This is a genomic window from Mesorhizobium sp. CU3 (assembly GCF_006442965.1).
Taxonomy (GTDB): Bacteria; Pseudomonadota; Alphaproteobacteria; order Rhizobiales; family Rhizobiaceae; genus Mesorhizobium.
The window spans coordinates 268,513-286,947 of the sequence record NZ_VFWX01000004.1 but is presented as its reverse complement, the minus strand read 5'-3'; the positions used below and the strand labels follow the sequence as shown (position 1 = coordinate 286,947).

20 protein-coding genes and 1 tRNA gene are annotated in these 18,435 nt (G+C 62.1%); 12 read left to right on the top strand and 9 right to left on the bottom strand.

Translation table 11 applies throughout. The annotated features are described in order from the left end of the window. Nucleotides 1-25: 25 nt before the first annotated feature. Nucleotides 26-892 carry an NAD(P)-dependent oxidoreductase gene (locus tag FJ988_RS09125; RefSeq protein WP_140816649.1) on the top strand — a complete coding sequence of 289 codons (867 nt, stop codon included), beginning with the start codon at nucleotides 26-28 and terminating at the stop codon, nucleotides 890-892. Between the two features lie 7 nt (nucleotides 893-899). On the opposite strand, the gene FJ988_RS09120 is transcribed toward FJ988_RS09125, so the two are convergent. Together FJ988_RS09120 and FJ988_RS09115 are read right to left on the bottom strand one after the other, a co-directional pair. Further along, nucleotides 900-1,415 (bottom strand): TIGR00645 family protein, encoded by a 516-nt coding sequence (locus FJ988_RS09120; protein ID WP_140816646.1) that lies wholly within the window; start codon nucleotides 1,413-1,415, stop codon nucleotides 900-902. A 372-nt stretch (nucleotides 1,416-1,787) separates the two neighbouring features. Beyond that, complete coding sequence (locus FJ988_RS09115; RefSeq protein ID WP_140816644.1) at nucleotides 1,788-4,142, bottom strand: OmpA family protein; 2,355 nt, start codon at nucleotides 4,140-4,142, stop codon at nucleotides 1,788-1,790. 197 nt (nucleotides 4,143-4,339) lie between these two features. Between FJ988_RS09115 and FJ988_RS09110 the strand changes: the two genes are divergently transcribed. Then, nucleotides 4,340-4,786 (top strand): YcgN family cysteine cluster protein, encoded by a 447-nt coding sequence (locus FJ988_RS09110; RefSeq protein ID WP_140816642.1) that lies wholly within the window; start codon nucleotides 4,340-4,342, stop codon nucleotides 4,784-4,786. Between the two features lie 273 nt (nucleotides 4,787-5,059). Continuing rightward, nucleotides 5,060-5,410 carry a hypothetical protein gene (locus FJ988_RS09105; RefSeq protein ID WP_140816640.1) on the top strand — a complete coding sequence of 117 codons (351 nt, stop codon included), beginning with the start codon at nucleotides 5,060-5,062 and terminating at the stop codon, nucleotides 5,408-5,410. A 185-nt stretch (nucleotides 5,411-5,595) separates the two neighbouring features. Here FJ988_RS09105 and FJ988_RS09100 read toward each other — a convergent pair whose 3' ends face one another. Next, nucleotides 5,596-6,306 carry an SIMPL domain-containing protein gene (locus FJ988_RS09100; protein WP_140816637.1) on the bottom strand — a complete coding sequence of 237 codons (711 nt, stop codon included), beginning with the start codon at nucleotides 6,304-6,306 and terminating at the stop codon, nucleotides 5,596-5,598. Between the two features lie 221 nt (nucleotides 6,307-6,527). Here FJ988_RS09100 and FJ988_RS09095 point away from each other — a divergent pair. Continuing rightward, nucleotides 6,528-6,603: transfer RNA gene (locus FJ988_RS09095), tRNA-Ile, on the top strand. A gap of 406 nt (nucleotides 6,604-7,009) precedes the next feature. Here the strand turns inward: FJ988_RS09095 and FJ988_RS09090 are convergent. The 5 genes from FJ988_RS09090 to FJ988_RS09070 all read right to left on the bottom strand — a co-directional run bounded on the left by FJ988_RS09090 (nucleotide 7,010) and on the right by FJ988_RS09070 (nucleotide 10,692). Next, nucleotides 7,010-7,483 (bottom strand): DoxX family protein, encoded by a 474-nt coding sequence (locus FJ988_RS09090; RefSeq protein WP_140816634.1) that lies wholly within the window; start codon nucleotides 7,481-7,483, stop codon nucleotides 7,010-7,012. Further along, complete coding sequence (locus FJ988_RS09085) at nucleotides 7,480-8,280, bottom strand: DNA-binding domain-containing protein (protein WP_140816632.1); 801 nt, start codon at nucleotides 8,278-8,280, stop codon at nucleotides 7,480-7,482. Before FJ988_RS09085 ends, FJ988_RS09090 begins: the two co-directional genes overlap by 4 nt. Continuing rightward, nucleotides 8,267-9,301: a DUF692 domain-containing protein gene (locus FJ988_RS09080; protein WP_140816630.1), complete on the bottom strand. Its 1,035-nt coding sequence runs from the start codon at nucleotides 9,299-9,301 to the stop codon at nucleotides 8,267-8,269. Before FJ988_RS09080 ends, FJ988_RS09085 begins: the two co-directional genes overlap by 14 nt. A 40-nt stretch (nucleotides 9,302-9,341) precedes the next feature. Beyond that, entirely contained in the window at nucleotides 9,342-9,611 is a 270-nt protein-coding gene (locus FJ988_RS09075) for a DUF2282 domain-containing protein (RefSeq protein ID WP_140816628.1), read from the bottom strand. 232 nt (nucleotides 9,612-9,843) lie between these two features. Next, on the bottom strand, nucleotides 9,844-10,692 hold the full coding sequence (locus FJ988_RS09070; protein WP_140816625.1) for a patatin-like phospholipase family protein: 849 nt from the start codon (nucleotides 10,690-10,692) through the stop codon (nucleotides 9,844-9,846). 222 nt (nucleotides 10,693-10,914) lie between these two features. Here FJ988_RS09070 and FJ988_RS09065 point away from each other — a divergent pair, with 222 nt between their 5' ends. The 6 genes from FJ988_RS09065 (at nucleotide 10,915) to FJ988_RS09040 (ending at nucleotide 15,256) form a co-directional block, all read left to right on the top strand. Then, nucleotides 10,915-11,190: a hypothetical protein gene (locus FJ988_RS09065; RefSeq protein WP_140824841.1), complete on the top strand. Its 276-nt coding sequence runs from the start codon at nucleotides 10,915-10,917 to the stop codon at nucleotides 11,188-11,190. A 190-nt stretch (nucleotides 11,191-11,380) separates the two neighbouring features. Next, nucleotides 11,381-11,659, top strand: coding sequence for a hypothetical protein (locus tag FJ988_RS09060; protein WP_140816620.1), 279 nt, complete (start codon nucleotides 11,381-11,383; stop codon nucleotides 11,657-11,659). A gap of 213 nt (nucleotides 11,660-11,872) precedes the next feature. Then, nucleotides 11,873-12,787 carry a LysR family transcriptional regulator gene (locus tag FJ988_RS09055; protein ID WP_140816618.1) on the top strand — a complete coding sequence of 305 codons (915 nt, stop codon included), beginning with the start codon at nucleotides 11,873-11,875 and terminating at the stop codon, nucleotides 12,785-12,787. 190 nt (nucleotides 12,788-12,977) lie between these two features. Beyond that, nucleotides 12,978-13,460: a cupin gene (locus FJ988_RS09050; RefSeq protein ID WP_140816616.1), complete on the top strand. Its 483-nt coding sequence runs from the start codon at nucleotides 12,978-12,980 to the stop codon at nucleotides 13,458-13,460. Nucleotides 13,461-13,546: 86 nt separating this feature from the next. Next, complete coding sequence (locus FJ988_RS09045) at nucleotides 13,547-14,749, top strand: MFS transporter (protein ID WP_140816614.1); 1,203 nt, start codon at nucleotides 13,547-13,549, stop codon at nucleotides 14,747-14,749. Between the two features lie 42 nt (nucleotides 14,750-14,791). Beyond that, entirely contained in the window at nucleotides 14,792-15,256 is a 465-nt protein-coding gene (locus FJ988_RS09040; protein ID WP_140816611.1) for a DUF302 domain-containing protein, read from the top strand. 47 nt (nucleotides 15,257-15,303) lie between these two features. Here FJ988_RS09040 and FJ988_RS09035 read toward each other — a convergent pair whose 3' ends face one another. After that, nucleotides 15,304-16,215 (bottom strand): LysR family transcriptional regulator, encoded by a 912-nt coding sequence (locus tag FJ988_RS09035; RefSeq protein ID WP_140816609.1) that lies wholly within the window; start codon nucleotides 16,213-16,215, stop codon nucleotides 15,304-15,306. A gap of 246 nt (nucleotides 16,216-16,461) precedes the next feature. Between FJ988_RS09035 and FJ988_RS09030 the strand changes: the two genes are divergently transcribed. Then, entirely contained in the window at nucleotides 16,462-17,244 is a 783-nt protein-coding gene (locus FJ988_RS09030) for a 3-hydroxybutyrate dehydrogenase (RefSeq protein ID WP_140816606.1), read from the top strand. 22 nt (nucleotides 17,245-17,266) lie between these two features. Continuing rightward, the gene (locus tag FJ988_RS09025; RefSeq protein ID WP_140816604.1) at nucleotides 17,267-18,418 is read left to right on the top strand and encodes a patatin-like phospholipase family protein; all 1,152 of its coding nucleotides are present in this window, start codon (nucleotides 17,267-17,269) and stop codon (nucleotides 18,416-18,418) included. Nucleotides 18,419-18,435: the final 17 nt, after the last annotated feature.

Sequence of the window (18,435 nt, the reverse complement as noted above, 5' to 3'; positions counted from 1 at the left end):
CCCGCATTGAAGAGGGAGGCGAGACATGTCGCTCAAGGGAAAGACGCTGTTCATTTCGGGTGGATCGCGCGGCATCGGCTTGGCGATCGCGCTGAGAGCGGCGCGCGACGGCGCCAATGTAACGATCGCTGCCAAGACCGCCGAGCCGCATCCGAAGCTGCCGGGCACCATCTATACGGCGGCCGAAGAGATCGAGCAGGCCGGCGGCAAGGCGCTGCCGGTGCTGTGCGACATCCGCGAAGAGGCACAGGTCGCCGATGCGGTGGCAAAGACCGTTGAGAAATTCGGCGGCATCGACATCTGCGTCAACAATGCCAGCGCCATCCAGCTTACCGGCACGCTGGAGACCGACATGAAGCGCTACGATCTGATGCACCAGATCAATACGCGCGGCACCTTCCTGGTGTCCAAAATGTGCATTCCGCATTTGAAGTTAGCCGGCAACCCTCACATTCTGAATCTGGCGCCTCCGCTCGACATGAAGGCCAAGTGGTTCAAGAACCATGTCGCCTACACGATGGCCAAGTTCGGCATGTCGATGTGCACGCTGGGCATGAGCGCCGAGTTCGCTGGAGCCGGCATTGCGGTGAATTCGCTGTGGCCGATCTCGACGATCGACACCGCCGCGGTGCGCAATCTGCTTGGCGGTGCGACGGTTGCCGCGATGAGCCGTTCGCCCGACATCATGGCCGATGCCGCCTATGCGATCTTCATGCGGCCCTCGCGCGAAGCGACCGGCAATTTCTACATCGACGAGGAAGTGATGCGCGCCGAAGGCGTTACGGATTTCTCGGTCTATGCGCCGGACGCCGCAGGTCAGCTCGCAGGCGACTTTTTCGTGCCGGACGAGGTGTTCGCGAATTCGCAGACGAAGGTCAAAAGGATCTACTGACGGCGACTCAGTCCTCGATCTTCTTGCCCTTGGCCAGCGCCATCACCTTGTCGATATAGGCGAGCATGAACGCCGAGACGACGAAGGCGAGGTGGATGATGGTCAGCCACATCAACTGGTCCGTCGTGTAGGACACGGAGTTCAGGAACACCTGCAACAGGTGGATCGAGGATATGGCTACGATGGTCGAGGCAACCTTGACCTTGAGCGAGCCGACATCGATCGTGCCCAGCCAATGGACTTCGCCATCCTGGTCGTCGAACCGGCTGACGAAGTTCTCGTAGCCCGAGATGATGACCATCACCACCAGCGAAGCGACAAGGGCTGCATCGATCAGGCCGAGCATCTTCAGGATCGTGTCGGTGTCGCCGAGTGTGAAAGCGCTCATCACGAACTCATAGAGCTTCTTGCCGAAGGACAGCGCGTAGATCGCCAGCGCCACCCCAAGCCCGAGATAAAACACCACCAGCAGCCAGCGCGAGGCCAGGATGATGGATTCGATGGCGAGTTCGAGACGCTTCATAGGGGCTTCCGCTCCATCTCTTTGTTCGCAGTTCCGAACGGAACGCTACGGCGAAGTCGCCGAGCCAAACCGATCAAGCTTTTCCTCCGGCATGCGGCCCGTATTTCGACCAGTTGGAAATAGTTTTCAAGACAAAAAACCCCGCCGGAGAGGGGACCCGGCGGGGCTCAGTGCGTCCCGCTGGAGTCGGGACAGGGCAGGGAACGCCCTGCACAGAATCTGGGTGTCGCAATGCGGCGATTCAATGAGCAGGTCCTAATCGACAGGACAAATCTTCTTGATCCGGGACAAGAAAAGGCCCGTCCGGCAAGGGACGGGCCTGATCTGTTGCGCTGATTCCAAAAGCCCTGTCAGGCTCTTGAAATCAAATGCTCATTGTTGCTCGCTGTTGCTCGCCACCGGCGCCACCAGCGAGGTGATGCGGCGGATGGCGACGCGGCGGTTCTCGCGGTTAGGAGCCGAGGTGTCCACCTTGAGATACTCCTCGCCATAGCCCTGCGTCGTCAAGTTCTCGGCCGGGATGCCGAAGGCATTGGTGAGCGCCTCGGCGACCGCCTCGGCGCGGCGGTCCGACAGAGCGAGATTTGCATCCGGCGTGCCGACGGCGTCGGTGTGACCCTCGATCAGGAAGGTCTCGGCCGGGTTCTTCTGCAGCAGCTTTTCAATGGCGTTGGCAACGCCATCGAGCTTCTGCACCTCGGTATCCGAGATCGTCGCCGAACCGAAGTCGAAGTTCAGCGTGTCGAGATCGATGCGCCGCGCGATGTCGCGGACACGGGCGGAGCGCTTGACCTCGTCGATCGAATAGAGGCGCTGCACCTTCTCCACCGGCGGCTGCTCGAGGAAGGTGTAATAGTCGTCATCGCTCTGCACATCCTCCGAATCGAGGATGTAGTCGCGGCGCGGGATGGTCAGCCGCATCGGCGGCAGGTCGTCGCCCGGATCGCGCCAATCCTGGTCATCGTCGCGGTATTGCCGCTCGTCGACATAGCTGAGGATATATTCGCGGCCGTCGGGCATGACACGCGAGCGCTGGATGACGTCGCCATAGCGGTTGCGGATGGTGACGACGCGGACGCCGTTGCCGCGCTCGACCGTTTCGCGGGTGCGGCCGCCCGATAGATCCTCGTAGTAGACGTCCTTGGCGCCGCGGGTGATGCGGGGCGCCTCGTTGCTTTCCACGAAGGTCTGGTCGTTGAACTGGATGATGACGCGGTCGCCGAACTTCTTCAGCACGTCGGCGCCCCTCGGCCGCCGGCGATCGCGGGCGAATTCTTCCGGTGTGCGCTCGATCCGCTTGCCCTTCTCCTCGTCCACGGGAACGATCTTTTCAGGCTTGATCGCCTGCTGCGCCGACTTGTCGTCGGTGGGCGGCGGGCCCTGGTCGACAACAACCGGCTTCGGCGGCTGCTGGCCACCTTGCTGCCCGGCCTGATTGCCGGTTTCGCCATTGCCGCCTTGAGCATTGCCGCCTTGAGCATTGCCAGCCTGGCCGTTGTCGTTCTGAGCGCCGCCATTCTGGCCGCCGCGACGCTTGCGATCCTTCTGGCTGTCCAGGATCGGCGCCTCGTTCGGATTGCCGGTCTCGCCCTGCGCGGCAGTGCCGGCAGCGGCCGGCTGGTTGTTGTTCGCCGGCTGCTCGCCGGTGACAGGTTGCTGCTCGCCGGTGGCGGGCTGCTGGCCGGTCTTTGTCTGCTCGCCGGTCTCGGGCTGTTCACCACTGGCAGGCTGTTCGACCGCCGGTTTCTTGCCGCGCTTCTTCTTGTCCTGGGGCTGTTCGCCCTGCACCGGCTGTTCGCCGGTCTGCAGCGGCTCGGCCTGGGGCACGGGCTCACCCGCGGGCGCGGCCTTTTGCGTCGGTTCGATCGCAGGCGTCTGCCCGGCGGGCTGCTGCTCGCCCTGCTGGTTCTGGCGATGCTTCTTCTTGCCCTGGCCGCCGCCCTGCTCGTTGTCGTTGGCGGGCGCGGCCTGCTCGGTCGGCGTGGCTTGCTCGCCTGCCTGCCCAGCGCCTTCCGTCTGCTGCTGCTGATCGTGCTTGCGCTTCTTCTTGCCCTGATTGCCTTGCTGCTGGTCGTCGCCCGCGGGCGCGACCTGCTCGACAGGTTGCTGATCGGCAGGCGCTGCCTCGATCTGCTGCTGGTTGCGTTTCTTGCGCGGCTTGATCGGCTGCTCGTCGGTCGTAGGCTGGCCGCCTTGGTCGGCGGGCGCCGCTTCGATCTGCTGCTGTTGTTGATCGCGTTTCTTGCGCGGCTTGATCGGTTGCTCTTCGGTTGCGGGCTGGCCGCCCTGGTCGGCTGGCGCCGCCTCGATCTGCTGCTGCTGTTGATCGCGCTTCTTGCGCGGCTTGATCGGCTGCTCGTCGACAGCGGGTTGGCCGCCCTGTTCGGCAGGCGCTGCCTCAGTCTGCTCGACCTGCCGCTTCTTGCGCGGCTTTTGCTCAGACTCGGCGGGCGCGGCCTGCTCAGCCGCCGGCGCCGATTCGGTCTGTTGCTGCTGTTCGCGCTTCTTCTTGCGCGGCTGTTCAGCTTCCCCCTGCTGGCCGCCGCCCTGCTGGGCGCATTCCTCGGCCGATTGACCTTCGGCGCAGGCCGCCTGCGCCAGGACGAGCGGCGCGCTCTGCGAAGTCCCGAAAGCAGCACTCCCCTGCAGCGGGTACGCGCCCAACGGCGCGGATGCCATCAGCAGGCCGATTGCCGTGCCCGCCAGAATCCGTGGTTGGCGTTTCATAGTCGATTCTCCTTGTGGGGTCCCATCCCTGCCCAAACTTTCATCAACCGCAATTGGTTCCGATTGCAAGGCATTGACCCCAACCAAGGCCGTCCGGCCGGCCTTTTGAAGGCAATTTCTTGTTTTTCTAATGTTGATAGTTGGTCGCCGCGCCAGGAGCGCTTGACCGCGACGCGACTGAGGGCCAAATCCAGGGCATGACCGTGCCGTTCTGGAAAACCAAGACGCTCGAGGCGATGACGCCGGCCGAGTGGGAATCGCTGTGCGACGGCTGCGGCAAATGCTGCCTGTCGAAGCTCGAGGACGAAGATACAGGCGAGATCTTCTGGACCAGCGTCGGCTGCCGTCTCTTCGACGCCGAGAAATGCCGTTGCTCAGACTATGCCAACCGCTTGTCGCGCGTGCCCGATTGCGTCGGGCTGACGCCGCAGAATGTGCGCACCATCACCTGGCTGCCGAAAACCTGCGCCTACCGGCTGATCGCCGAGGGACAGGATCTCTATTGGTGGCACAGGTTGGTTTCGGGAAGTGCCGAGACGGTGCATGAAGCCGGCATCTCAATCCGAGGCCGTGTGAAGGCGAAGGAAACCGACCTGGGCGAGCCGGACGACTATTTTGACTATATACTGGAGGACGAGCCGTAACGGGTTCGCGTATTGGCAACGATGACGAACCTGACGGGTTCGCGTAGACGACGAGCCCCGGCGGGCTCGCTTACGACGAACCCTGACGGGTTCGCGTATTGATGACGAACCTTGAACGGTTCGCAACGCATGTTGATGACTGCATTAGCGAATTCGCATTTTCCCGCCACATGAACCGGGTATGAACGGCCGGTTCGCAGCAAGTTCAGACTCAATAAGGCATTTTCCAATCATTGGTTTTACGGGCAATGCCCCACAACAAGGAGAGAGACAATGTTCAACACGATCAAGACGGCGGCCCTTTCGGCTCTTGTCGGGCTTGGCACCTTCGCCGCTATCCCGGCCCATGCGGACAGCCTCTATCTCGGTTTCGGCAACAACCATGACCCGCGCTTTGGCGTTTACACCGGCGACGACGACGATTATGGCCGCCGTGACTGGCGCCGCGACCGGCGCGGCTGCTCCCCGGACCGGGCGCTCGACAAGGCCGAGCGCATGGGCCTGTACCGCGTTCGCATCGTCGACATCAACCGCCGCACCGTTAAGGTTGCAGGCCGCCAGGATGGCGATCGCGTCGTGGTGGTGTTCGCCAACGAACGTGGCTGCCCAGTCATCTATCGCTGAGCTGATTTAAGCCCGGCAGGCGGGACGATCCTCTGCGAGGATCGCCTGTGGATATGATCCTCTGCGAGGATCAATCCTGAGTAGTGGAGCCCCTTCACCGGTTTGAAGCGCGGGCTCGAAAAAACCCCGGAGGATCTGTCCCTCCGGGGTTTTGTTTGCAGTGGGATATGCCGGGCGGGCTGAGTTCACTTCAGTTCGAAGGTGACGGTGACCTGGACGTTGTAGGAGTTCTCGCCAGCCTGCACCGGAACGGCCGCGCGGGCAGCGTCGAACGACTTGGCCGCCATCGGCATCGGCGCCGGCGAGATGTTCTGGTCGGTGATCTCCAAGACCTTGCCAAGGCTGACGCCGGCGGCTTCGGCAAGCGTCTTGGCCTTGGCGATGGCGTCGGCGACCGCCTTCTTGCGCGCCTCGGTGATCGTCGCTTTCGGATCGTCATTGGTGAACGCGATGCCGCCGCCCTGGTTGACGCCGAGCGAGACCGCCTTGTCGAGGATGTCGCCCGTCTTGTCGACGTCGCGCACGCGCACCGAAAGCGTGTTCGTCACCTGATAGGCGACCAACTCGGCCTCCTGACTACCGTCGGCCTTGTTGGTGTAGTTGTAGCGCGGGTTGATCTGGATGCCGGCCGTCTGCAGGTCCTTGTCGGCGATCCCGGCCGCCTTCATGGCCGCGATCACCGCCGCCATGGCGTCGTTGTTGGCATCGAGCGCGGCGCGCGCGGTCTTTGCCTCGCGCATGACGCTGAGCGACAGGATCGCCATGTCCGGCGCCACCGTCGCTTCACCCTCGCCGGACACGACGATGCGGGGCGGCGGCTGGGTGTCGGCGGCGCTCGCAAGCGCGGGGAACGCGACCGCTGCAGCGAGCGCGATGGGTAAAAGATGTCTGGTCATGAAAACTCCTCGATGTCCGTGATCCGGCGCTCATGGCCGCCTTGCCTCGAACCCGGGGGAACCTCGATTCGTGGCAATGTCGCGCCGGAGCGTGGATCGATGCAGCACCTTATGGGCACAGGCCGCTCTATCGCTGGAATATGGGCTGATTTTGGCATTTGCCGCCAGCGCTTTTGAAAGCCTTGTGCGAGGACAAGAAAAACACTAAGCCAGCCCGCGTGGGGCCTGTAGCTCAATGGTTAGAGCCGGCGGCTCATAACCGCTTGGTTGGGGGTTCGAGTCCCTCCGGGCCCACCAACTTATTATAAATCAATGGCTTACGCTCAATTCCTTGAATTTGAATTGAGCTTTGTCGGGTAAATCGCTATCTTCTTAGCGAATAGTTTTGGGCCCGTTCGTCTCTCTATCTCATTGATCACGCTCGTCAGACTTAGTTCAACAGCGCGGGCTTCCAAAGACCGTTTGGCAATGAGTTCGGTAATCGGCGGCCATGGCGTGCAATTCGGCGGGCCTTGACCTTGAAGCGACGCTGGTTGGCAGCTTTGCGCCTTATGTCGGCCGTCGAGACCGGCTGTGCCGCTTCTCGACAAGCGGCCGCCATTCTGACGACGCAAGCGATGTCGCCCTTTCTCCCCGTTGGGACGGTTGTTGCCGACGCGTAGAGCCGACGACTGTCTCACCTACCTGCGTTATCGTCTCGCCTCTATCTCTCGGTACGAAGGATTCTCTCGAAGAGGTGGTCGGCCGAAATGGCGCCCGCACCCCGCGTCAGCACCAGAAGCAGCGACGACGCCCAGAGCAGATGCTCCGCCCAGTTCTCCGGATAGACGAAGATCTGGATGACGGAGACGACGCCGAGCAGCATCAAGGCCGCGAGGCGCGAGAACAGTCCAAAGAAGATCAGTACCGAGCCGGTGATTTCGGCCGTCGTCGCCAATGGCGCAGCGATCGACGGGTCGATGATCGGTAGGTTGTATTCGTTGGCGAACAGCTGCAGCGTCACTGGCCAGGACGCCAGCTTGCTCTGCGCCGACTGCCAGAAGACATGTGCCACCGCGACGCGTGCTGCGAGTTGAACCAGCGAAAACGGAATGTGTTCGGGCAGCTTGATGATACGCTTGTAGAGGCCGACAAAGCCGGCAGGGTTGGACGAAGTGTGATCTGATATTGCGGTCATGACTGTCTCCATGAGTTTTTGGGGGAGTTCGCAATGTTTCGAACGTCGGCGACGAGCCCATCGCCGAAAAGCCGTACGAGCGCGGATACGAGATCGAATGCAGGATCGAGCGCGAGGGCGCGGCCCGCGGCGTGTTCGAGTCCGAAGCCATGCTTCAGGGAGTGCAGGAAGGCGAGGTTCGCGCGATCGAGGTCGATGAGCCGAATGTTGTCTCCCGCTCGCCACAGCGCCACGCGTTCCGCCCGCCTTGGCCAGGCGCTATGCCGGTCGGCGGCGGCGCCCTGCTGATGCGCCGACCACACCGACAAGATCGACCAGTGCGAAACGATCAGCCTTAGAGATGGCTGCACCAAGATTTCGGGAGACGCGCTCGGATCAGAATTCTCGTGGTCAGCGAGACTGCATGGCGGCAATGAAGCGATATCGAGCGCCTCGGCGATGGCCCATTCGAGCCGCGCCGTTTCTGCAACGATCGGCATGTCGGACAGCGTGTCGATCGACTTCAGGAAGCGCGGGAAGCCGGCGCCATAGCGCGCCAGCCGCGATTCCACTGGTGGATGGCGTCGAATGAACTCGCTCGCTGCAAAGCGAAAGAAGCGTTCATCGACAAGCCGAACCGTGACCGGGAATACGGCCATCAGCACGGCGGTAAGGGAACTGCGGGTGTTGTTTTGGTAAATGCGCAGGCGGGCCAACGGATCGGCCTTGCCCGCAATGAGCAATTTCGAGCCGATCGTAGGTTCCATGGCCAGCACCGACCGCGCCATGGTGGTCTGCAGGTGCTCAAGCGGCAGCATGGTATTTCTCCTCGAGCGAGGGCCGCGCCAGGGAGATGGATGGTTTCGCAGCCCTGGCGGCGGCGAACGCCGCAAGGACAGGCATGCTTGTGGTCGTTTCGGCTTCCACGGACAGGCGGATCGGCGTCGCTTCGGCTGCTGTCGTTTGCGCGCGTCGCGCGGCTTGCTTGCGGCTGAACATGATCGATGCCGTCAGCATGTCGGCCCACATCGCTTCACCAAGCAGCACATCGAGGACCGGAACGTCGGTGTCCCACTCGATCAAAGTCGGGCGCGGGCCGAGCCGGTCTATGGCATGTTGGTAAAGCGCCCAGACGACCGGAGGGACGCGCGAGCCGTGGTCGTCGATCAGAACGGTATCGGTTCCGACCTGGTTGGTCGCATGGCCGGCGAGGTGGATTTCGCCGATGGCCTCCGCAGGCAGCGCGTCGATGAAGGCCTTGGCGTCATATTGCAGATTGTGCGCGGAGACCTGCACGTTGTTGACGTCGAGCAGCAGGCCGCAGCCGGTCCGCGCCACGAGTGCCGCCAGGAACTCGGCTTCGTTCATCGAGGAGTCCGTGAAGGCCAGGTAGGCCGACAGGTTCTCGATCAGCACGCGCCGCTTCAATGTGTCTTGGACCATCTCGACGTTGCGGGCAACGATCGCCAGCGCCTCTTCGTCGTAGCGCAATGGCAAGAGATCGTTGAGATAGGCCCCGTCGGCGACGCTCCAGGCAAGATGCTCTGAAACCAGATCGGGCTCGAAGCGCAGGCAGATCTTCCGCAGCCTTTCCAGATGGTCGCGATCGAGCCCTTGCGCACTGCCAAGCGAAAGGCCGACGCCATGCACGGACAGCGGATAGGTCTGTCGCAGCGTTTCCAGCGCCTGGACGCCGGCGCCGTCGCCCATGTAGTTCTCGGCGTGAACCTCGAGCCAGCCTGCGGACGGGCGCCGCGTCAGCATCTCCGCGATGTGGGGCGAGCGAAGACCGATGCCCGCCGATGCGGGGATTGTGAGTGGCGAAAACATATTGGGCATCGGTCTCCTCCTTGGTAGGTCGCGTGAGATAGAAAATCGGCTAGGCCTTGGGCTTGTCGCTGCCGCCCGTGATCTTGGCGCAGCTGCCGGCGGGCACGTAGAGCCAGGAGTCGGGCTGGTTGTCGGCGGTCGAGGTGCCGGCGCACGAATGCGTCGCGGTCTGGCAGTCGTTCTGGCCGGCCTTGACGACGCCGTAGCACTTTTCGAAAGCGAAGCCGGGCTTGGCGGCGGGGCCGCTGTAGGCAGCCGTGGCGGCGAGCGAGGTGGCGGCCGCGAGGGCTGAGCCGATAAGGGTCTTGGTGTTGATCACAGGCTTGTCTCCTGATTGGGTTTCGACAGAAAGACCGGCCACGAGGCCCGTCTGCAGATCAGTGTCTGCGATCTTCGTGCCGAGCTGAAATGCTGTCTCGGCATGGAATTGATACGCGGTCACTATGTTCTGGAACGCGGCGCGAAAAGGCCCTCCGGCCGGGGAACCGGAGGGCCTGGCGCCTGCATTCGGGAGTATGCGAAGCAGGCGCGGCTAGGCGGGAGGGAAGCGCCTAGATGTATTGGGTTCGTCGGTCGCTGGCCGGACGCTCGCCGGCGCTGGAAAGCTCAGCCGCAAGCCAGTCTTCGGCACATTGCCGTCCTCTGTCGCGAATGTCAGTTAGTTCGCCCCAGTCGACCCAGGGTCGCAGAAGAAGCGGAGCTGCAGCTCGATATTGACTGTCGCGGATAGTGTGAACCGGCGCGCAGCCCATCGCGCAGCGTGTGGAGGCAGGATCGCAATCGGCACACCGTGACAGCGGCTTGCCGGCAACCGCCAGGCGGTCACGAGCATCAGTCAATGACGCGGGCGGCAGTCGCGATGTGTCGGCGTCGCCCCAATAGATATCTCCGTCGATCTCGATGGCAGGCGAGAGAAACGGGACGGTGGCTGCGGCCACGATCGCATCGATTGACAACTGCTTGCCAGAGAATGTCTTCACAACGTCGCTGCGAGCGTTGACGGCCAAAATGGAGAGCTTCACCAAGCAGTCTTCGTCACGGATCTGCTCGAGGTCGATCGACTGCTCCAGCATAGATCGAAGCAGCCTCGTTCTGTCGACGGCGAACATCGAGGCATGGCTGACGCGCCGCCAGAAATTGGCAAGTGCCGTCCGCGCGCCGCGCCTGCCGCCGACGCTTAGCCCATAGGCAAAGACAGCCGCCTGCAGTGCGGCAAATCCCGACGCGGTAACGCCGCTCACGTTGCAGTTCGCCTCGTCCAGCAGGCGGTCGAGCACACCCCAGACAAAGGCGGCATGCGCGTCGCTTGTCAGCACAACGTCGATCGTCCGGCCTTCCACGCCAAGATCCACCACCGACGTGATTGCTTGGATTGTTCTCTCTGCGGACTGGGAAAGCATGTTCTGGTCTCCATCCCGATGTCGCCAGCGAGGGCGACTGGAGAGAGACTGCCGCATCTTCTTGTTCAGCCGAAATGCCAAGGTGGCATGAAGTCCATAGGCAGATTGCATTGGCTGGCGGTTCTCGCGCGCCGCACTCTTCATTCCTATCAAGACAGACGATGCGCGTCGCCAAATCTGGCGTCGCCAACAGAGCCAACGCCTGGAAAAGGAGATGAAATGATGAGAAGACAACTCGCCTGTGCGGCTACGATTGCAATCAGCCTTGGCGCGCCCCCTGCATTCGCCAACCCGTTCACCGATCTCGCTGCGTTGCCGACTTTCTATACGGACGCCACGATGACGACGATGAAGCCGATGGCTGGTTTCAAGAAGGCCTGGTTCGCTCTGTCGAAGCACGACCGACGCACGATGACCAAGGCGTGCAACGACCCGGCCATGAGCAAGCCTCATGCTCAATTCTGCGCCAACGTGCTCGCTCTGGGTGGCGCCAGCTAACGGCTGTGCCGCCAAGGATCTGCAGGATGCAGAACCGGCATAGTCTTCATACGCAGACGGCATTAGCCAGTTGGCGGGTTGTCGCGGCAAATTTCATCACAGCAAGGAGGAACCCAGTAATTCTGAATTGCTGTCAATCAATCAAACGGTTGTCGATTGGACGACTACCCAACCAGAGAAGGACTTTAAAATGAATATCAAAGCTATCTGCCTCGGCGCCTTTGCACTTTCCGTTCTGAATGGCGTTGCGTTCGCCGGCATTCTCGACTCACCGGACAGCATGCAGCCCTTCTTCACCGACGCCAGCATGAAGACGATGAAGCCCGCGGCCGAGTTCAAGGCCGCCTGGAACGCCATGTCGAAGGACAAGCAGGACGCGATGATGAAGGAATGCCAGGATGCCGCGATGAGCAAGGCTCATGCCGAATTCTGCGGCAATTTGAATACTCTCGGCGGCGCAAACAAGTAGCATACTGCCCTACCAAGAAGCCAATGGATGGCGGGCCTTGGTGCCCGCCATCATGTTTTTTGGGCGTCCCCGTGCCACGATGTCCGCAGTTCGCGATCTCCGGACCATGACGGACCGCTATCGACTTCATAGCCCCCGCGCATTGGCGCGATCCGGCTCATTGCGGCAGTCTTCGAGCCTGCAAAGCATCTGTGCAGCTGAGGGACGATACGCATGGACATCCATCACATCCGCTACTTCCTGGCCGTCTGCGAGACCCGGAATTTCACGCGCGCGGGCGAAAGGTGCAACGTTACCCAGCCGGCGCTGTCGCGCGCGATCCAGCAGCTCGAGGATGAGGTCGGCGGCCTCCTGTTTCGCCGCGAGCGGAATCTAACCCACCTCACGGACCTGGGCGCCTTGCTGCGCCCCAGATTTCAGCAGATCCTCGACGAGGTGACCGGGGTGCGCCAGGAAGCCTCGAGGTTTCTGTGCCTCGAGAATGCGAATCTCAAGGTCGGCGTGATGTGCACCATTGGTCCGCGGCGATTTACCGGACTGTTGACGGACTTCAACAGGCGCCAGCAAGGCATCCAGCTGCAGCTTGTCGAGGGCGTGCCGGCATCGCTGTCGCAACTGCTGGAAGCCGGTGAGATCGATGTCGCCATCATGGCCTCCAGCAACAGTTTTCCCGAAAGGTTCGATGTTACACCGCTTTATCGCGAGCGGTTTGTTCTTGCCTTCCCCAATGGGCATCGGCTGGCCCGCAACGACAATGTCGCCATCTCGGAGCTCGACGGCGAGAACTATCTCAGACGCCTGAACTGCGAGTATCGTGATTATCTCGCCGGCCTGTGCAACGAGCGAGGCGTAAAGCTCAGGATCTCCTACGCCAGCGAACGCGAAGACTGGATTCAAAACATGGTTTCCGGTGGGCTGGGGATCTGCTTCATCCCGGAATTCAGTGCCGTCATACCGGGATTGCAGATCAGGCCCGTTGTCGATCCAGAGGTTTGGCGAGAGGTATCGCTTGTCGTCGTGGCCGGGCGCCGGTTTTCGCCGGCCACGTCGACATTCGTCAACAGTGTGAAGGCGCATAGTTGGCCCGAGAGCGGTATCGATCTGTCGGTAAGGAAAACGGCTGCATAGAAATCGAATAACAAGTCTGCGCCATGATTTATATCGTGGCTCTGGTTCCTGCGGTCGCGTGATGATCCACGATAGTTTTCAGGTATCGATTTAAGAGCCAGTCAGCATTTCTCTTTCATTCAGGCTCCGGCCACTCTCCTTCTCATGCCCCGCCTCCCGCGATTGGGCACCGACAAAGGAGAAATACGAGATGGCTACCAAGAAACTCAACGTCGCGTTCGCGCTGGGCATGCTTACCGCGATCGCTGCATTGTCCGCGGCGCCGGCTTTCGCAGGCGACTGCCCTGCCGGCCAGGCAGCCGCCACCGATATCCAGGAACACCCCAGCAAGCCGGTCGGCGTGACCGACACGGTGCTTTCCGCGATTGACCTGAGCAGCAAGGGCGAGGCCTGGAAGGGCAACATGCTGCGGCTTCGCAAGCTCGTCGTTCAGCCCGGCGGCGTCGTGCCGTGGCATGAGCACAATATCCGCCCGGCAAACATCCTCGTCGTCGAGGGTTCGATCACCGAATACCGCAGCACCTGCAAGGTCGGCATCGAACATCCGGCAGGCGACGTGACGGCCGAGTTCGGTCAGCTCGCGCACTGGTGGAAGAACAACGGCAAGGTCCCGGCGGTCCTCTATTCGGCCGACGTCCTGCCGCCGACGATGCACGAAGATCACATGATGTGAGCCGCTCGTCGCGGCGAAGGGATCCCGACATCAACCAAGAGCCCGTCCTCGGGTGATTGCCTGAGGACGTGGCAACGGAGCCTGTCATGACGACGAGTGACCATACCGAACCGACACAGGTTCGCATTCTGGCAGCGGACAGTTGGCGCTTCGGCCTGATCGCGCTGATTGCGTTCCTGACGCTCGTCGACCTGTTTGCCACCCAGGCCATCCTGCCTTCGTTGGTGATAAAGTTCGGCGTCAGCCGCGCCACGATGGGCTTCGCCGTCAACGCCAGCACCTTCGGCATGGCGGTGGCGGGCATCGCCGTCGCGCTCTTTGGACGCGGTATCGATCGCCGCAACGGCATCTGGACCAGCCTGGCTATCCTGGCGATACCGACGACGCTGCTTTCGCAGACGGACAACATTGTCGTCTTTGCCCTGCTGCGCGTTGCGCAGGGCCTTTGCATGTCGACCGCGTTCACGCTCACGATGGCCTACCTGGCGGAGCATTTCTCGGCGCGGCAGACGACCGGCGCGCTCGCCGCCTATGTGACAGGCAACGTTGCCAGCAACTTTTTCGGCCGCCTGATGTCGGCCGCTGTCGCCGACACGTTCGGCATCTCTACCAACTTTCTGACCTTCGCTGCCCTCAATTTGCTTGGGGCTGCCCTTGTCTGGTTCACCTTGCAGAGGACCTCGGCGATGATGCGCGAAGAACCGGACGGACGGCCTGCCAGCGCGGCCTGGAGGGTTCCGCTGCAAAATGCCGAGCTGCGCGCCTGTTTCGCGATCGGCTTCCTGATCCTGTTCGTCTTTATCGGCACGTTCACCTATGTGAATTTTCAGCTCGTCGCGACGCCCCTGTCGTTGACGCCGATGGCGCTGGGTGCGGTCTATTTCGTCTTTCTGCCATCGATGCTGACCACGCCGCTTGCCGGGCGTGTGGCATCGGTCCTCGGTCCAAAGACGGGGATTGGCGCGACACTTGGGCTGGCGATCGTGGGTTTGCTTCTGCTTCTGGCACCCAGCCTTCCCATCGTCCTCGCAGGAATGGCGGTGGTCGCGATCGGCACCTTCCTGGCGCAGGCGATCGCAACCGGGCACGTCAGCCGGACAGCGTCGCGCGACCGCGCCGCAGCGAGCGGCATCTATCTCGCTTCCTACTACGGCGGTGGGCTCGCCGGCAGCTTTGTCATCGGGCAGGTCTACGACCGCGTCGGGTGGACCGCCTGCGTGGCTGTGCTTGCCGTGGTCCTCGCCGGCGCGATCGCGGTCGCGCATGTGCTGCAAAAGCCGAAGTCCTGAGCCTCAACCCGAAAACAGCGTTATCCAACCAAGGAGACTGACATGTTCAACCACCTGAAAACTCTACTTGCAGGCGCCGCCGTGCTGGTGGCTGTTGCCCTCCCGGCCGTCGCATCGGACGGCGTCGTCACCGTGAAGAGCGACTATTCCGTCACCGAAACCGTCGCCCGCATCAAGAAGGATGTGCTCAAGAAGGGCATCAAGTTCTTCGGCGTCATCGACCAGGCGCAGCTAGGCAACAACGCCGGCAACGACGTGAGGCCGTCGCGGCTCGTGATGTTCGGCAATCCGGCGCTCGGCACCACGTTCATCACATCTAATCCCGAGGCCGGGCTCGACTGGCCTGTGCGCGTGCTTGTCTACCAGACCGCGGACGGCTCGGTATATGCCGCCTACAGCGATTTCGACTGGATCGCCAAGCGGCACGGCATCACCGATCGCCAGGCGCAGTTCAAGATGGCGACCGAAGTCATTCAGTCGGTGACCTCGACCGTCAAAAAGAACTGAGCGCGGAGACGCTTTGCCCGGATATGCAAAACAAGCAGCCGGTGAACCTATTCGGCGGCGGACAGCGTCTTCACGCGCTCGCCGAACCATTTCTTCTGCGTGGCCTCGCGCACCAGTGCGCCGACCGCAGGCGAATGCCTGCGGCCGCGGACTGTGACGAGGTTGACCTCGCGCCAGAATTCCGGATCGGTGATCGGCAGGGGAACCACACCAGGATGCTTGGCGGTGTGCTCGGGCATGAAGCCGAAACCGAGTCCGGCCGCGATCATCGCCAGTGTCCAGTCGTCACGATCGCTCCAGTAGACTGGACTGACCGTAACGCCTTGCTCGGCGAGGATGGCGTCCGCGTAGCCGGCAAACTCGCAATTGTTGCGATGGATGTAGCTTTCGTTGCTCATATCCTTGACCCGCACTGCGCGCTGGTTGGCTAGGCGATGGGTCAGGTGAACAGCCATCACCATCTGCTCTTGGAAGAGCGGCAGGGAGTGCACTTCTTCGTCGGGGACGTCTGAAGGCAGCGCATAGATGGCGGCCTCGAGTTCTCCCTCCAGCAACCTCTTCCTGAGGCTCACCGCGTCTGCGTCGCAAAGGTGCAACTCGACGCCCGGGTGGTGCGTGCGCACGGCCGCGATCAGCTCGATGATCTCGTCTGGAGCGATCGTGCTCATGATGCCGACCTTGAGCGGCATCTTTTTCAGGGTGACATATTGCTCGGCGATCTGCTTTGCCTGGCGCGAGTTTTCGAAGACGCCCTCGAGATAGGTCTCGACCATGCGGCCGAGTTCGGTGAGGTGCGTGAAGCGGCGCTCGCGGTGGAAAAGCGGTCCGCCGAATTCGTCTTCCAAAAGTTTGATGGCGCGCGACAGCGCGGGCTGCGTGACATTGCACTGCTCGGCTGCCCTGGTGAAATTCAGCTCCTTGGCGACGGCCAAGAAGTATCGGACCTGGCTGATCTCCACTGCACGCTTCCCTCATTGGACGCGCATAAGGCACGGCCGGCGTTGCCAGGCAATCTTACTAGCTGCCCTTACGTCAAACAACCCGCTCGGTCGATCGACGTCCATGGCCTAAGCCAACGGTCTGACCGTCGGCTATCGAATCCATGTCTCAACGGCATTTCCCCAGCATGCGGCGGTTCACCATACTAATCGTCAGACCAAGACCCGGGGGCTCGCGCCCGGCGGCTCAATCAGAAGGACAAGACGATGCTCGAAGGCAAGACAGCTCTCATCACCGGTTCGACCAGTGGCATCGGGCAAGGCATTGCCGAGGCCTTCGCGGCCAAGGGCTGCAACATCGTCTTGAACGGCTTCGGCGACGCCGCCGAGATCGAACGCCTGCGGGCGAAGCTCGCCGACGATCATGGGGTCGCCGTTCGATACGACAATGCCGATATGAGCAAGGGCGAGGCAATCACCGCGATGATGGATAAGGCCATCATCGAGTTCGGTGCCGTCGACATATTGGTCAACAACGCCGGCATTCAGCACGTCGCGCCGATCGACGACTTTCCGATCGAGAAATGGGAAGCGGTCGTGGCGATCGATCTGATGTCGTCGTTCTATACGATCCGGCGCGCCTTGCAGGCGATGAAGGTGCGCAAATGGGGCCGCATCATCAACGTCGCATCGGCGCACGCGCTCGTCGCATCGCCCTACAAGTCCGCCTATGTCGCAGCCAAGCACGGCGTCGCCGGCCTGACCAAGACCGTCGCGCTGGAGGTTGCCGAGCAAGGCATCACGGTCAACGCCGTTTGCCCCGGCTACGTGCTGACCCCGCTGGTCGAAAAGCAGATACCGGACACGGCCAAGGCCCGCGGGATCACCGAACAGCAGGTGATCAAGGATGTCCTGTTGGCGGCACAGCCGACCAAGCAGTTCGTCACGGTCGAGCAGGTCGCCGCGCTCTGCCTGTTCCTGGCGTCGGACGACGCAGCCTCGATCACCGGCGCCGTCATGCCGATCGAAGGCGGCTGGACCGCTCACTAGAGCCGCAAGAGGAGCGAAGGCCATGAACAAGATCGCGCAAAACCTGTCCGGCCCGCAGGCGGAACCGGCGACAGATCATCAGGGTGAAGGCAAGCGCCAGACCGTTCTTGTCCTGCAAGGCGGCGGCGCGCTCGGCGCCTATCAGGCCGGCGTCTATCAGGCACTGGTGGAGGGCGGCATCGAACCGGATTGGGTCATCGGCACCTCTATCGGCGCCATCAATGCCGCGCTGATTGCCGGGAACCAGCCCGGCGATCGTCTGCCCAGGCTCCAGGAATTCTGGGACGGCGTTGGCCGCAGCAGTCCGTTCGATGAGTTTTTCCGGATGATGGTTCCGAGCAACATCTTTGCCAACATGGGAACTGTAATGCGCGGCATTCCGGGGTTCTTCGAACCGAACCCAAGTGCCATGTTTGGGGTCAACCGCGAGGTCGGTGTCGAGAACGCATCCTATTACACCACCGATCCGCTCAAGAGGACGCTGAATGACCTGATCGATTTCGACTACCTCAACGGGCGCCACACGCGGCTGACGGTCGGCGCGGTCAACGTGAACACCAGCGAGCTCAAATATTTCGACACGCGCGAGATGATCCTGTCGGCGGCCCATATCATGGCGTCGGGCGCCCTGCCGCCGGCGTTTCCCGCAATATGCATCGACGGCGAGCCCTATTGGGACGGCGGCATCTATTCCAACACGCCGATTGAGGTCGTGCTGGACGAGCGTCCGCGGCGCGACGCCCTGATTTTCGCGGTCAATATGTGGCAGCCCCGCGCCACCGAGCCGAAATCGATCTGGCAGGTCATGGGCCGCCAGAAGGACCTTCAATACGCCAGCCGCGGCCGCAGCCACGTGGCACGGCAAGAGCAGCTGCATCGGTTGCGGCATGTCGTGCGTGAAATGGGAAGGCTCGTGCCCGAGGAACGTCGCGAGGATCCGATGTTCAAGGAGCTCGCCTCCTATGGCTGCCCGTCGGTCATGCATCTCGTGCGCCTGCTTTCGCCACGTCTGGACGGCGAGGACCACACCAAGGACATCGACTTCACCCGCTCGGGCATCCGCACGCGCTGGCAGGCGGGCTACGAGCATGGGCAACGCGTGCTGACGGACAAGCCGTGGGAATGCGAGGTCGACATGCTGCAGGGCATCGTAATCCACGAGTCGCAAGAGTGACCGGATAGACGGGTCCT